The organism is Cupriavidus sp. GW821-FHT07C08, from assembly GCF_059419025.1.
In genome coordinates this window covers 22,675-37,220 of record NZ_JBWKQZ010000021.1, presented here as the reverse complement: position 1 = coordinate 37,220, position 14,546 = coordinate 22,675, and the positions used below count along the sequence as shown (strand labels likewise).

8 protein-coding genes and 1 pseudogene are annotated in these 14,546 nt (G+C 62.4%); 7 read left to right on the top strand and 2 right to left on the bottom strand.

The features are described 5' to 3' along the window. Positions 1–196: 196 nt before the first annotated feature. From AC07UK_RS24155 to AC07UK_RS24140, 4 genes and pseudogenes are all read left to right on the top strand, one after another. A complete protein-coding gene (locus AC07UK_RS24155; protein WP_436224152.1) occupies positions 197–1,291 on the top strand; it encodes a branched-chain amino acid aminotransferase in 1,095 nt (364 codons plus the stop codon). A gap of 265 nt (positions 1,292–1,556) precedes the next feature. Next, positions 1,557–2,954 (top strand): branched-chain amino acid transporter BcaP, encoded by a 1,398-nt coding sequence (gene bcaP, locus AC07UK_RS24150; RefSeq protein ID WP_436224151.1) that lies wholly within the window; start codon positions 1,557–1,559, stop codon positions 2,952–2,954. 247 nt (positions 2,955–3,201) lie between these two features. Continuing rightward, positions 3,202–4,299 (top strand): Leu/Phe/Val dehydrogenase, encoded by a 1,098-nt coding sequence (locus AC07UK_RS24145; RefSeq protein WP_436224150.1) that lies wholly within the window; start codon positions 3,202–3,204, stop codon positions 4,297–4,299. A gap of 26 nt (positions 4,300–4,325) precedes the next feature. Next, positions 4,326–5,528, top strand: a pseudogene (locus AC07UK_RS24140) (2-isopropylmalate synthase); the annotation flags it as partial. 282 nt (positions 5,529–5,810) lie between these two features. Here AC07UK_RS24140 and AC07UK_RS24135 read toward each other — a convergent pair. Continuing rightward, positions 5,811–9,818: an AfsR/SARP family transcriptional regulator gene (locus AC07UK_RS24135; protein WP_494686375.1), complete on the bottom strand. Its 4,008-nt coding sequence runs from the start codon at positions 9,816–9,818 to the stop codon at positions 5,811–5,813. A 344-nt stretch (positions 9,819–10,162) separates the two neighbouring features. On the opposite strand from AC07UK_RS24135, the gene AC07UK_RS24130 reads away from it, so the two are divergent. From AC07UK_RS24130 to AC07UK_RS24120, 3 genes are all read left to right on the top strand, one after another. Beyond that, on the top strand, positions 10,163–11,107 hold the full coding sequence (locus AC07UK_RS24130; protein ID WP_436224148.1) for a hypothetical protein: 945 nt from the start codon (positions 10,163–10,165) through the stop codon (positions 11,105–11,107). 805 nt (positions 11,108–11,912) lie between these two features. Then, positions 11,913–12,965 carry a porin gene (locus AC07UK_RS24125; RefSeq protein WP_436224147.1) on the top strand — a complete coding sequence of 351 codons (1,053 nt, stop codon included), beginning with the start codon at positions 11,913–11,915 and terminating at the stop codon, positions 12,963–12,965. An 88-nt stretch (positions 12,966–13,053) separates the two neighbouring features. After that, positions 13,054–13,563: a GlcG/HbpS family heme-binding protein gene (locus tag AC07UK_RS24120; RefSeq protein ID WP_436224146.1), complete on the top strand. Its 510-nt coding sequence runs from the start codon at positions 13,054–13,056 to the stop codon at positions 13,561–13,563. A gap of 98 nt (positions 13,564–13,661) precedes the next feature. Here AC07UK_RS24120 and AC07UK_RS24115 read toward each other — a convergent pair whose 3' ends face one another. After that, positions 13,662–14,450 carry an alpha/beta fold hydrolase gene (locus AC07UK_RS24115; protein ID WP_494686376.1) on the bottom strand — a complete coding sequence of 263 codons (789 nt, stop codon included), beginning with the start codon at positions 14,448–14,450 and terminating at the stop codon, positions 13,662–13,664. Between the last annotated feature and the right edge of the window lie 96 nt (positions 14,451–14,546).

Sequence of the window (14,546 nt, the reverse complement as noted above, 5' to 3'; positions counted from 1 at the left end):
TGCTGCTGCCTGACTCCGGCCGCGGCAGAACAGTTTCCTGTGGCAGGATCGAGCGCGTCCGGCTTGGCGGTGGTGGGGCTTGTGAAGGCGCGCCGCTTTTTGGCAAGTGGCACTCCACCCTTGTAAGGCACCCGCCCCGACGACACTACCGCGGCGGCCAGGGCCATATGGCCCAACATCCTCGGAACACTGAAAAATGAGTACGGAAAATCAACTGCAGTTCGTTGTAGAGCCTTCCCCCGGGCCCACCCCCGCCGATGAGATCGCTGCCAAGTTGGCAAATCCGGCGTTCGGACGCATTTTCACGGATCACATGGTCACGATCCGGTGGACCGACGGTCGCGGCTGGCATGACGCCAAGGTCGAAGCACGCCGTCCGTTCCAAATCGATCCCGCCTGCGCAGTACTGCACTACGCGCAGGAAATCTTCGAGGGCATGAAGGCATACCGCGGCGAGGACGGCAAGATCTCGCTGTTCCGACCACAGGAGAACGCAAGGCGTTTTCGCGCCTCTGCTGCGCGCATGTCGATGGCCGACCTGCCCGAGGCCACATTTCTGCAAGCCGTGGAAGCGCTCGTCGATATTGACCGCGCCTGGATTCCAGGTGGCGATGGAAGCCTCTACCTGCGTCCATTCATGTTCGCCTCGGAGAATTTTCTCGGCGTGCGCGCATCGGCCGAATTTGTATTTTGCGTGATTGCTTGCCCGGTCGGCCCGTATTTCAAGGCCGGCAAGTCGGCGGTGACCGTATGGGTTTCGGATCGCTACACCCGAGCGGCCCCAGGCGGCACCGGCGCGGCCAAGTGCGGCGGCAATTACGCAGCCAGCCTGATCGCGCAGACCGAGGGCTCGGCCAATGGCTGCGACCAGGTGGTATTCCTTGACGCTGCGGAGCACCGCTGGATCGAGGAGCTCGGGGGCATGAATGTTTTTTTCGTGATGGATGACGGCTCTCTGCGCACGCCCCCATTAACAGGGACAATCCTGCCGGGCATTACGCGCGCTTCGATCATCGAACTGGCCAGGCACGAGGGTATTCCGGTCAATGAAACACCATACGACTTCGAGACGTGGCGCACAGATGCAGCCAGTGGCAAGGTTAAGGAAACTTTTGCCTGTGGCACGGCCGCGGTCGTCACCGCCATCGGGCAGGTACGTCACGCTGGTGGGGAGTTCACGATCGGCAATGGTGGGGAAGGCGAAGTTACGCAACGCCTCCGTTCGTTGTTGACCGGCATCCAGCGCGGCAAGATCGCCGACCCGTTCGGATGGGTTCATCACGTCGATTGAGACCGGCGTGTTTGACATCAGCGGCGTGCAAGGAATCGGAGGGCCGTGCGCGCCGCGTTGATTCGGTTTGACGTCTGTCCCCGTGGCCTGGCCGGTCCGGGTAATTCCAACAAATACCGGGACCGGGGCGCGACCTGCGTGCCGGCAAGCCGTGCCGTCGACCCCGGCAGCACGCTGCCCGGATGCCTTCGCGCCCGCATGACTCGTCGCCATCTCCGGCGCGGGCCCGTGCGATCGCTCGGCAGCACATGCAGGAGACACCTATATGAGCTTGTTCCGAACCAAAGACATTGACGCCATGCTGGTGGACAGACACGTTGGCAGCCTGAAGAAGGTGCTGGGTCCGGTGGACCTCGTGCTGATGGGCATCGGAGCCATCATCGGCACCGGCATCTTCGTGCTGACCGGCACCGGCGCTTTGACCGCCGGCCCGGCGCTGACCGTGTCTTTCATCATCGCGGCCATGGCATGCGGCTTCGCCGCGCTGTGCTATGCCGAGTTCGCCTCCGCCATCCCGGTGTCGGGATCGATCTATACCTATAGCTACGCGACTCTGGGCGAGATCATCGCCTGGATGATCGGCTGGGACCTTCTGCTCGAATACGGCCTGGCCACGTCCGCCGTGTCGGTGGGATGGTCGGGCTACTTCCAGTCGCTGATGGCGGGCTTCGGGCTGAAGCTGCCGGCGGCGCTGAGCGCGGCGCCAGGCTCCGTGCCGGGGGTGAAGACCATGCTGAACCTGCCGGCGTGCCTGATCATGCTGGCCATCACCTGGGTGGTGTCGTACGGCGTGCGCGAATCCACGCGCATCAACAACCTGATGGTGGCGATCAAGATCGGCGTGGTGCTACTGTTTATCGCCGTGGGCGTGTGGCATGTGCAGCCGGCCAACTGGCAGCCGTTCGCGCCATTCGGCTTTGCCGGCATCTTCAATGCAGCGGCGCTGGTGTTCTTCGCCTTTATCGGCTTCGATGCGGTGACCTCAGCCGCGGAGGAAGTGCGCAATCCGCACCGCGACCTGCCGGTCGGCATCATCGGCTCGCTGACGGTCTGCACAGTGCTATACGTGATAGTCGCAGCCATCATGACCGGCGTCGTTCCCTTCGCCAAGTTCGCCGGCATCGACCATCCCGTGTCGCTGGTGTTGCAGTACGCGGGACAGAACTGGGTGGCTGGCTTTGTCGACCTGGGCGCCATTCTCGGCATGACCACGGTGATCCTGGTAATGACCTTTGGCCAGACTCGCGTCATCTTTGCCATGTCTCGCGACGGCCTGCTGCCCGCCAAGCTGTCGTCGGTCCACCCGGTGCACGCCACGCCATTCTTTGCCACCTGGACCGTCGGCATCGTGTTCGCGATGATCGCCGCATTGGTGCCGCTCAATGTGCTGGCCGAGTTGATCAATATCGGCACGCTCTCCGCCTTCACGCTGATCTCGATCGCGGTGCTGGTGCTGCGCCGGACCCGTCCCGAGCTGCCGAGAGCTTTCCGCTGTCCTGGCGTGCCGGTGGTTCCGCTGCTATCGGTGGGCTTCTGCCTGTTCCTGATGGCGCACCTTCAAGCGCTGACCTGGATCGCCTTCCTCATTTGGCTGGGGATCGGCCTGTCGATCTACTTCCTGTACGCGCGCCGCAACGCGGTGCTGCACGGTGGCACCAGGTAGAACGAGGTGCCAGCCGTAAGAGTCCCGAGACACGGCAAGCGGATGCGGAAGCCGACCTTGGAGTAAGCGAAAACCCCAGCCCCGCCCGCACCGAGAAACTGGGTAAGATGCCAACCCGGCGGCGGCGCGACAAGATCGCCCGCAGCCGAACGGGATTGGGGCTCCACGCCCCATCAACGCCGCACCGCACTGCAACCCAGGCGGTGTGTCAAGGAAGGCAGAGCTACAGCTTTGCATTCCCCACGTCATGGAGAAGAAGTTGAACGACCGTACCCACGCGGCGGCCGCTGTCCGCCTTTTCGGCACCGGCGAAGGCCTGTCCCACGAGCGCGTGACGCTCGCCACCGATCCGGAATCCGGCCTGCAGGCCATCATCGCCATCTACAACACCAGACTGGGCCCCGCCTTCGGCGGCTGCCGGTACTGGGCCTATCCCGCTGAAGCCGACGCGCTGTCCGATGCGCTGCGCCTGTCACAGGGCATGGCCTACAAGAACGCCCTCGCCGGGCTGCCGTTCGGTGGCGGCAAGGCGGTGATCCTGCGTTCCCCGGCGCAGACCGACCGCCAGCAACTCTTCCGCGCCTTCGGCCGCATGGTCGAGTCGCTGCAAGGCAGCTATATTACGGCCGAGGACGTCGGCACGACGGTGGACGACATGCGTGCCGTCCAGGCCGAGACCCGCTACGTCAGCGGCATGCCGCGCGACGGCGGCTTCGGCGGCAATCCCTCGCCGTGGACGGCATACGGCGTGTTCGTCGGCATCGAGGCGGCGGCGCTGTATCGCCTGGACCGCAAGTCGCTCGCCGGCTTGTCCGTGGCCGTCCAGGGACTGGGTTCGGTGGGCTGGGAGCTTTGCCGCCGTCTCCATGAAGCGGGCGCCACCCTGACCGTGGCCGATATCGACGCCGGCCGCACGACGCAGGCGCAACAGCAGTTTGGCGCCCGCGTCGTATCGCCGGAAGCCATCACGGCCGTCGACGCCGATGTATTCGCGCCTTGCGCGCTGGGTGCCGTCATCACCCCGGCCGTGGCCGAAAGCTGCCGCTTCCGGGTCATCGCCGGCGGGGCAAACAATCAACTCGCTTCGCTCGCCGAAGGCGACATCCTGCACCAGCGCGGCATCTTCTATGCGCCCGACTTCCTCATCAATGCCGGCGGCATCGTGAGTTGCGCCCGGGAATACCTCGGCGGTGTCGACGAATCGGCCCTGCACGACGAAGTGGCAGGCATCCGCGAACGGGTGCTCAGGCTGGCGCAACGCGTGGAGTCGACCGGCCAGGCGCCGGCGCGCGCGGCGGTGACATGGGCGCACGAGGTGTTGTCGCGTGGCATCGGGCCGAACTGAGCGTCACGTCGACCAGGAGGAAGCCGATGAACGAATTCCCGAAGCCCCACAGTTCGACCAGCGCCAGCGACAAGCTCGTCATCCTTGATACCACCCTGCGCGATGGCGAACAGTCGCCTGGCGCGGCAATGACCGTCAGGCAGAAGATCGCGGTCGCGGAACATCTCGATGCCCTGAACGTCGATGTCATCGAAGCTGGCTTTGCAGCCAGCTCGGATGGGGACCATGACGCCATCCGGGAGATTTCCGGGCAAGTGAAGGGCAGCGTGATTTGCTCGCTCGCCCGTGCCAATGAGCGCGATATCGAGCGAGCCGCCAATGCGTTGAGGAGCGCGAGAAGATCCCGCATCCACACCTTTATCGCCACGTCGGCGTTGCACATGGAGAAGAAGCTGCGCATGAGCGCGGAGGAGGTGTATCTGCGGGCGTGCACTGCCGTCCGCTTCGCGCGCCAGTTTACGAACGACGTGGAATTCAGCCCCGAGGATGGGAGTCGATCGGACCCCGATTTCCTCTGTCGCGTGATCGAAGGGGTCATCAAGGAAGGGGCGACCACGATCAACGTCCCCGATACCGTTGGCTATGCCATGCCCGTCGAATTTGCCGAGGGACTGCGGAAACTTCGCGAGCGCATTCCCAACTCTGACAAGGCCATATGGTCGGTGCATTGCCACAATGACCTCGGCCTGGCGGTTGCCAATTCGCTGGCGGCCGTCAGGTACGGTGGCGCCCGGCAGATCGAGTGCACCATCAACGGGCTTGGCGAACGCGCAGGCAACGCGTCCCTGGAAGAGGTCGTCATGGCGGTAAAGACCAGGCGTGACCTGTTCGGACTTGACGTTGGCGTGAACACCATGCATCTGGTCGCTGCCTCCAGGGCCGTTGCCGAGGCCACGGGATTCAGCGTTCCGGCGAACAAGGCGGTGGTCGGTGCTAATGCCTTCGCACATGCGTCAGGCATCCACCAGGATGGCATCCTGAAAGCCCGTGAGACTTATGAAATCATGCGGCCGGAAGATGTTGGATGGGACAAGGGCGCGCTCGTGCTCGGCAAGCTTTCCGGCCGGAATGCCTTCAAGCACCGGGTTCAGGAACTCGGGATGCATTTTCCCGACGACGAAGGGCTGTCCGCTGCCTTCGCCCGCTTCAAGCGACTGGCGGATACGAAGGCCGTGATTACCGATGACGATCTGAGGCACATTGCCCTCGGCGTGGCGGAATCCAGTACGGTCAGCGCTTCATAAGCGCTCCCGGTCACGCCGCCGGGAGCTACCGCAGGCGGCGCTCAAGACAGCGCCGTCTGCTCAGCTTCCCGAACGTCGGGACAAGCCGACGCCAAAGCGAAGGGAGGCGTTCCTAACAATCGGATGACCGGTTACGGGGCGGAGCCGACGCGTGAACGTCCGAATGACGACGCATGTGAATGGCGGCTTGTGGCTGCAGATTCAACCGGTCGATGCAACAGCTTGATGGAATCGTTCAGCCGGTGTATCGAAGTTTAGTGTCTTGCGCTAGCGATTCGTCAGTTCAGCCAGGAGCGTCTGCGCGGTGCGCACATCGGTGAGGTCACTTCCTTCCCTGATGCTGTCGCAGGCGGGCTGTAGCACGGCGTATGCATGCTGCATGTCGCCCGCTGCTGCCAACTGACGGGCAAGGCTGATCGCCGCCCGCAGCCCGGGAAGACGCGCGCCTTGCCTTTGTGCAACGGCGATTGCCTCGTGAAGGGTTGCTAGTGCTTCGTTTCGTTGCATGGAGTGCCGAGTCGCTAGCAATTCGCCTTTCAGGCGCAGCATTTCCGATAGCTGGAAGCGTCCGCCGTGACGATTGACAGCGGCGAGCGCCCGATCGATCTCGACGAGCCCTGCCTCTGGTTTGCCCGCGCGGCCAAGCGCCTCGCCAAGCAGCGCATTGAAGTATGGCAGCCCCATTTCCGCACCGGTTGCGCTGATTGCTGAAATTCCCTCCCGCATCCTTTCTATGCCTTCGTCGAGATCGCCCATTTGCGCCAGCGACCAACCCAGCTGAAACTTACCTTGCGACAGCAGCAAGGGCAGCATGTACTCATCGCAAACTGCAATTTCCCGCGCAGCCCACTGCTTCGCCAGTTCTGGCTCGCCCCGCAAGATATGTGCGAAGCTGCGTGCCCAATAGGCCAAAGCGGTCGTCAATGGATGACAGAGTTCTTGCGCTAGCCCCAGCGCCTCGTCGCAGATCGACAGTGATTTGTCCGGGTACCCACGCAGGCACTGAACCAGCGCGGTGAAGCACCGGCAGCACACACCAGGATCATGTCCAGAGTATTTGAATGTCAGCGCGTGGTCTCGCTCTCGCTCGTAAAGGACCATTCCGCTTCTGCTATGAAACTCTGAAGCAGCATATTCCCCCATGAAAAAGCTGTTCGTCCAGAAAAGATGATGCGTCTCGATTTGCATCCCGGGATCATGCGAGCCCGCGGTCAGAGCTGTGCACCGGTTGCCAAGTTCGCGGGCGATTTCTGACTCACCACGGATCATCCGATACTGTCCTTCTCCCCGCAGTACGGTGAACAGTTCGCTCTCGTCTCCAAGCTCCTCGCAGAGCGCCCTTGCCCGCGTATACGCGTCAAGGACTTCTTTTGCCGCCCAACCCTTCGCTGCCATCATGGTCACGCCAAGGACCTTTTGATACTCGAGCTCTTGCCTGAGCAGCGCAGGAGAACGAGGCAACATCCGGATGATCTCGAGTCCTCTGTTCAGGTGATCAACGGCCTGCTGATACGCGAACCGCTCCAGCGCCTTGCCCGCGGATTGGTACAGGTAGTGAACAGCCTTGTCCCAAAGTTCGCCAGCAAGCGCGTGATGCGCGAGAAGTTCGACATGCTCGTCAAGACGTTGCGTGTAAAGTTGCTCGATGACACCCACAAGCTGCACGTGAATAGGGCGTCTTCGCTCCTTGAGTACGCTTGCATATGCGACTCGATGCGTGAGCGCATGCTTGAAGGTATATTGCTGATGCGGCAACAGGCGGGTCTGATAGAGGAATTCAGCCGCTTGCAGATCGGCGAGCAGATCGAGTAGCCGCTCGCGATCGAGATTGGCTATCGGCTCAAGAAGATCGACGGGAAATTCATGGCCGATCACGGCCGCCATCTGCAGAAGGGCCTTCTGCTGCGCGGACAGGCGATCGATCCGCGAAGCGAGAACTGCATGCACGGTTGATGGAATATCGAACGTGTCTATCGTTCGCGCCATCTGGTATGCGCCTTTTTGGCCAACCAGTGCGCCCGAATCTGCGAGCGCACGAACGGATTCTTCCAGGAAAAACGGTGTGCATCCCGTGCGCTCGATCAGGTGACGCCTAAGGGCGGAAAGCTCGCTGCCGTCGCCGAGCAGCGATTGCAGCAGCTGCTTCGCGCCTTCGGTGCCGAGACTGTCCACGTGCAGCTGGGCAAAATAGCTCTTGCCAGACCATGTGTGCCGATACTCGGGTCGATGGGTCACGAGAAGCATCACGCGTGACGCACCGATGAAGTCGACGAGATGATCGAGCACGGCCTGCGTGCCCTCATCGATCCAGTGCAGATCCTCGACAACGAGGATCGATGGGCGGTGCTCACTCGCTCGGATCATGAGAGAGGCAATCGCTTCGAGTGTGCGCTTGCGCCTTTGCGGCGGAGTCGCCATGTCCCATTGCGGATCATCCGGCGGTAGGTCCAGCATTGCAGCCAGCGCAGGACACGTCCAGGCGAGCGCCGGGTCGACTGCGTCGACGCCGCGACGAAGCTTCTCGGCGGCCTCATCCAGTGTGTCATGCGTCCCGATGCCGAACCACGTCCGGAGCAGGTTGGCCAGCGGAAGATAGATCGCGCTCGTGTCGCGCGATGTCGCGCCCGTTTCGAATTTTGTCCACCCGGCCGCCTGTTCCGAGTTGACAAACTCATGCACCAGGCGAGACTTTCCCACGCCCGGTTCCCCGACGACGGCGCATACCTGGCCAGCGCTGCGTCCGGCACGCGCAAGCATCCCCTGCAAACTGGCCATCTCTGTGTCGCGGCCGACAAAATGCGTGAGGCCGCGTACGGTACGAGCGTTCCAGCGAAGACGCAACTCGGACTTTGTCCCCAGCGTGAAGATCTCGAGGGGGGGCGTCGCACCAGGAAGCGATCTCGCGCGAAGATCCGAAAGTTCGATGAACCCTTCGGCACATCTCGCCGTGTCTGCGCTCACGCCGATCTCTCCGGCCGCGAGCGCGACATCGATCTGATTCGCGATCTGCGGTACGGAGCCGAGCGCGTCATAGTGCTGCGACCCCTCGTCGCCAATCGTCCGGACGACAGCCTCGCCGGAATGTACGCCAATCCGCACATCCAGGGATCGCTCAATGAGCGCCGCAATGCGTGCGCGCATCGCGAGCGCTGCATAACAGGCTTCCACCGCATGCTCTTCGTGTGCGACGGGCGCGCCAAATAGTGCTGTGACACCATCGCTTCTGAGTTGGGTGACGAGGCCGCCGAATCGCTGAACGGAGTCGACCATAGCCTTCAATACAGCGTCGACGCGCTCAAGTGCCGGCTCGTGATCGATGACGCTGATGGGTTCGCGCACGCGGGCGCAGAGCACACTCAGGTGCTTGCGCTCCGCCGGCAATGCCGTTGCGCTATCCGCTGCGTAGCCAGCGCGCGACGAAATCCCGGACTGCTTAGCCGGTTCCCCGACAGCCACGGCCGGACCTGCAGGCTCTCTAGCTCCGCCTGAATCCTGCTGGATTTGAGCAGCCAGACGTTGAGTGCTCTCGGCCGGGGCAATGCCGAGTTCGGTATTGAGCACTCGGACGCATTCCTGGTACTGGCGGACAGCAGCGTTCCGGCGTCCCATCCTCGCATACAGCCTCATAAGCAGCGCATGGGCCCATTCGAGTGACGGGTCCAAGGCCAATACTCTGCTTGCCGTCGCAATTGCACGATCAAATTCGCCAGATTGTTCGTAATGGCCGACGAGTTCGGTGAACACTTCCACGGCGCGCTCATGAAACCAGCGACGCTCGATGATCATCCACTGCTCGAACGGTTCCTCACGAAGGCTGAAACCATCGAGTAGGGCGCCCCGATAGAGGGCAACAGCTTTCGACAGGGAGTCAGGAGATCGTTCAGTCGCGAGGCTCGTGAATTGCAGCGCGTCGACTTCCACGAACTGTCCGTCAAGCCATATGGCATCCGGCTCCGCGTTCAAGATTGGGGGCGCGTTCGGCAGGACCCGGCGCAAGCTCGACAGAGTCTGCCGCAAACTGGCCCTTGCCTGCTCTTCCGCACTGCGCTCCCAAAGCACGCTTGCCAGTTGCTCTCGCGACCGCAGCATCCCCGGCGACAGGGCAAGGTAGGCCAGGATGGCCTTGCTTTTCCTGGTGGGAAAAGCGAGCGATCCATGCTGTCCGGCAAGCCGGACTTGCAAGCCTCCGAGGACTTCTATCTTGAGCCGGGCCATGTCGTGCGTGAGGTGAAGCGTCGCTCTCAAAAAGTCTAGTCCGCCCGGCGCGACTTTCACGCATCAATGAAGACTGCCCTCCCACTCGTCTTTTGCAGGTCACTTCTTCAGGTTCCCTTGTCCTGAAAAGAATTTTTTACGGCGTTTTTACGCGACCCCGCCCGCAGTTCACGGATTGATGACGTCAGGCAACGATAGTTGGAATCGTGATGTTGCCGTACTCCAAACCTGGCTTACCCGTTCGAAAGGATGGGAAATCCGGGCGGCACCATCACGTATGCCAGGCGGCAGATCACGTACCCAGTGCCTCAAACCGCCGCCCGGCGTTCGAACCGTGCAAGGTGGAAGGACAGTCGTCGCTCGCGGCGGCCACGGGACGTGTGACGTATTGAAGGAGCGTTTCAATGGAAATCATGACTGATGGGCATAGGGTGGCTACTACCAACCGCTACGCCAAGTGCATCGCTGCATCCAAGCGCGTCCGCTGGGACATCGACCGCGACGTAATTCGCGGCCGAAGCTTCGATTTCGCGAAGAAGTTTTTGCCAGACGCTCTATCAAAGGTCGATTCTCTCGCCTTTCTCAGTCACGACGAGCAGCGTCTGCTCAGCCAGATTCAGGGCCGTACGTACGCGAACATGTTCGGTCTCGTCGAACGCTTCATCGCGGCGAAGGTACTGGAGATGAGCGGCCCATACCGACTCGGCGATCAGAGCGCGCTTGAAGCACTTGTGCGGTTCAGTGATGAAGAAATCAAGCATCAGGAGCTATTCCGCCGCATCGAGCGCATGTGCGCTGAAGGCATGCCAGCTGGTTATTCGTTCTTGCCGGACGCAAATAGTGTGGCCTCGTTCGTCCTCGCAAAGTCCACCTGGGCTGTGCTCGCTCTAACCTGTCACATCGAACTCTTCGTGCTCGCGCACTATCGAGGCAGCATCGACGGCGACATGAATTCCTCTGAACTATGGAAGGACGTCTTTCTCTATCACTGGCGCGAGGAATCACAGCATGCGATTCTCGATGAAATCGAATGGCAACGCGAAGATGCGAGGCTTTCGCCTGAAGAGCGTGACGCAGCTGTCAACGATCTGATCGAACTGGTCGCCGCCGTGGACGGCATTCTGCAAACTCAGGCTAATGCGGACGCAGACTACTTTGCGATGATCTGCCCACGATCGCTGTCGATGGCTGACAAAGATTTCGTGCGCATCGGCCTGCTTGCCGCATACAGGTGGCAATACATCATTTCCGGAGTGCAGGAGCCCCGCTTCAGTCAGGCTCTCAGTGGCATGATCACCGGGAGCCAGCTATCCAGAATCGAAACTGCGATGGCACCGATCATGAGCTAGCGTGCGCGATATTAGCGGCTGCGAACTACACGTTCGCAGCCGCTAAGCATCGTGAGCTTAGCGACGAAAAGGCGGAGCCAGAATCGCTGGAAACAGCGTTAGCAGCACCGTTTCCTAGGTCAAGCCTTCCTGCGGGAAACGCGCCATGTCGGGCAAAGCTGCCACGCCCACGCTTGCCGGCAATGGCCCGTTCGATTCAGAAAGGCACCTTCGTGGGGTGGTATAGACTCAACTCACGCTTCCGCCGTACCCTGGCGGACGATTTCGACGCGAGGTGCATCATGATCCGATTCCTGGCTGCCGCAATACTCTGCGGATTAACGCTAAGCATGTTCGGTTGCGCCGGCCCGCAGATGGGTGCCGACAATACGCATCGTTTCAACAGCGATCCCTACAACTACGAGTTCAGTCGAAACCTGTAGCGCGTTTCCGGCGCGGCGTCCCAGCCGCCAGCCGACCGCGACACTTGCCAGGACGGTTGGCGCCCGCTGGGGGAGGGCGATTTCATGCGAGGCCGGGTTCAGCCCGGCCAGCCTTCTGCGTTCCTACCACCTTCCCGCTGCGCCTCTCCATCGGCTTGCCGAATCCGCCAGCGCTCCCTGCGGACTTCCAGGCCTGTCCCCCCGCACCCTGCTCGTAAACCTGCCCTCCTGACCCGCCCCGGTTCCGCATTCCGGACACCTTTCCAATTGGCGGGACGATTGGGTTAGCGCTTTCCCAGCGCGAACCCATACCCTTGCTGCGCCGGTGCAAGACCGTGCAAGAACCATATCGTCAAACAGGACGGAACAGCGAGGAGAAACGCATGAAAAGAATGGGAGCACTCTTGGTAGTGGCGGTGGCAGCGGTGCCGGGCATAGCGGCGGCACAATCGGGGGTGACCATTTTTGGCGTAGCCGATCTCTACACCGAGTATGTCAAGTCCGGGGCAAATCATGTCGCGCGGCTCGAGGACGGCGGGCTGTATCAATCGCGCTGGGGCTTGCGGGGCAAGGAGGAACTGGCGCCGGGACTGTCCACGGTATTTACACTGGAGACCGGACTTGCACTGGACAGCGGCACCGCCCAGCAGGGAGGACGCCTGTTTGGCCGCCAGGCCTGGGTCGGCCTGAGCAGCAAGGACTGGGGTGCGCTGACGCTTGGCCGGCAGAACACGCCGATCTACTACATCGAAGGGCAGGCGTCGGCCTTCGGCTTCTCGCCGTATGGCCCGCTCGGTCGCCTGCAGAACGGCGGCCCCGCAGGCAGCAGCCTGACCGCGCGCGCAGACAATTCCATCCGGTACGAAAGTCCCGATTTTGCCGGGCTGCAGGGCAGCGTGATCTATTCATTCGGCGCCGAGCGGACCAGCGCGCCGCGCGACGCCGACCGGCTTGCGGCCGGCGGGCTAACTTATGCTCGCGGTCCGCTGTGGCTGGGCCTTGCCTACGAACGCACCTACAGCATCGGCGCGGTAACGGATGCCGACCGCGACGAGCGCGCGATCGGCGCCACCTACGAATTCCCTTGGGTGAAGTTGTTCGCCAACGTACGCCAGGCCACGCGATGGGTGCCAGGGAAGGCGACGCTGAAGGACCGCGGTTTCCATGTCGGCACGACCATTCCCGTGGGAGGCGCCGGACTGGTACTGCTGGCATACGGCATGCAGCAATCGGTCGGCACGCCGAATCGTGGCCAGCAGGCTTCGATCGGCTACCAGTACTCGATGTCCAAGCGCACAACGCTCTATGCCAACGCCAGCAAGATCTGGAACACGAACAAGGCCAACTACACATTCTCGAACATCCCCAATGAGGTCACGGCAAGCAGCGTGTCCGACCCGCGCGGGGTCATGATGGGCATGCGCCATCTCTTCTGATGTGCGCACGTACGTGCGCACCGGCCGGCCGCCGTTGCCGGCCAAGTGCCGGCGCGCCGCCGCGATCCCGTCAAGCATAGGAGAATCCATGAAGCGTTCTACCCTCGCCGTGGCCTTCGGGCTGCATCTGTTCTGCGCGTCGATCGCATCTGCGGCAGGCGTAACACAGCTGCAGACCCTGGGCGCGGACGCCGCGGTCCGGCTTACTGATGCCGCCAGACGGTTTGCCGAGGACCGAAAACTTGCCGTCAGCATCGTCGTGGTCGACGTCTCCGGACACTTTCTCAGCGGCGTGAGAATGGATGGCGCCCCGTTTGCGACCTTTGACGTCGCGCGCGGCAAGGCCATCGCCTCGGCGGCAACGGGAGGCGCCTCCGGCGCCGAGCTCGTGAAGCGCTATCAGGCCAATCCCATCGTCTTCGGCCAGATGAGTTCGCTGGTTTATGGCGGGCCGGTCTTTCCGTCGCAAGGTTCCCTGGGCATCTACGTCGGTGGCCGGCTGGTCGGGGCCGTCGGCGTCAGCGGAGGGCCATCGGACGTGGACGAGGAGATCGGGCGCCGCGGCATGGCCGCGATCGGTGCGACTGAGGCACCCTGAGTGGTGCAGGCGCCTGGACGCATCGTTCATGCTTGCGTCATGGTCGCGCCTGCCGGCGTATGACACCGGCAGGCGCGCTGTAGGGGCGCGCCAGGGCGTCAGGGCTCACTACGGCTCTGGATGTCCGACAGGAAGCGCTCGATCCGCGTGGCGAGGTCCACCGGCGTCTCGTCCATCGGATAGTGTCCCGCGTTGCGGATCACGTCGATGGCCCGATCGAGGAATGCTTTGCCGTACGTCTGCTCCATGACGTCAGCAGTCAGCGACGGGTCGTGCTCACCGACCAGCAGCAGCTTGGGAACACTGGTGCCGGCAACTTCAGCAGAGAAGTCGGTGTCGGCCCATGCCCGGAAGTAGGCGGCAAACGCGTCGGCATCGGCATGCTGCGTCGAGGCCCGGACCATCTTTTCCACCCAATGCCGGCTCAGGCGTTTGCCCGTCGAATTGTCGAGGACCGCAGTTCTTGCCGCGAGCTCGCCGGCGGCACGTTCGAACAGAGCGCGTGCCGGCTTGTCGAACGGCACAGGCGTAGGCGGCACTGGTGTGACGCCGACCATGGCCGTGACGCGTGCAGGCGCCTGCATGGCGACGGCCTGCATGGCCTTGCCTCCCATGGAGTGCCCGATCAGCGAGAAGCGCTGCCATCCCAGTTCGTCACCAAGCGCCAGCACGTCGGCGGCGATCTCCCGCATGTCGAATCTGCCCTGGATTCCTCGCCGGGAACCATAGCCTCGATAGTCGATGAAGGCGTAGGTGAAGCGGTCGCCGTCGAGCACGTCTACAAAGGGCCCCCATCCGCGTGCATGGCCGAACCAGCCGTGCAAGGCGATGACATGGTTCGGGCCGTTGCCGATGGTGACCACGGCGCCGTTTTGGTTGTAATGCATTGCGTTTCCTCCGGTCGTCGATGTGGCGCTCCATATTGCATGAGGAGCTGCGGCGCGAGCGGAGTGCCTGTCAAGTACTTGGACAATCCGGTAAGC

Coding starts and splice junctions, on each gene's coding strand:
- AC07UK_RS24155 (WP_436224152.1), top strand. CDS start 197: ATGAGTACGGAAAATCAACTGCAGTTCGTTGTAGAGCCTTCCCCCGGG.
- bcaP (WP_436224151.1), top strand. CDS start 1,557: ATGAGCTTGTTCCGAACCAAAGACATTGACGCCATGCTGGTGGACAGA.
- AC07UK_RS24145 (WP_436224150.1), top strand. CDS start 3,202: ATGGAGAAGAAGTTGAACGACCGTACCCACGCGGCGGCCGCTGTCCGC.
- AC07UK_RS24130 (WP_436224148.1), top strand. CDS start 10,163: ATGGAAATCATGACTGATGGGCATAGGGTGGCTACTACCAACCGCTAC.
- AC07UK_RS24125 (WP_436224147.1), top strand. CDS start 11,913: ATGAAAAGAATGGGAGCACTCTTGGTAGTGGCGGTGGCAGCGGTGCCG.
- AC07UK_RS24120 (WP_436224146.1), top strand. CDS start 13,054: ATGAAGCGTTCTACCCTCGCCGTGGCCTTCGGGCTGCATCTGTTCTGC.
- AC07UK_RS24115 (WP_494686376.1), bottom strand. CDS start 14,450: ATGCATTACAACCAAAACGGCGCCGTGGTCACCATCGGCAACGGCCCG.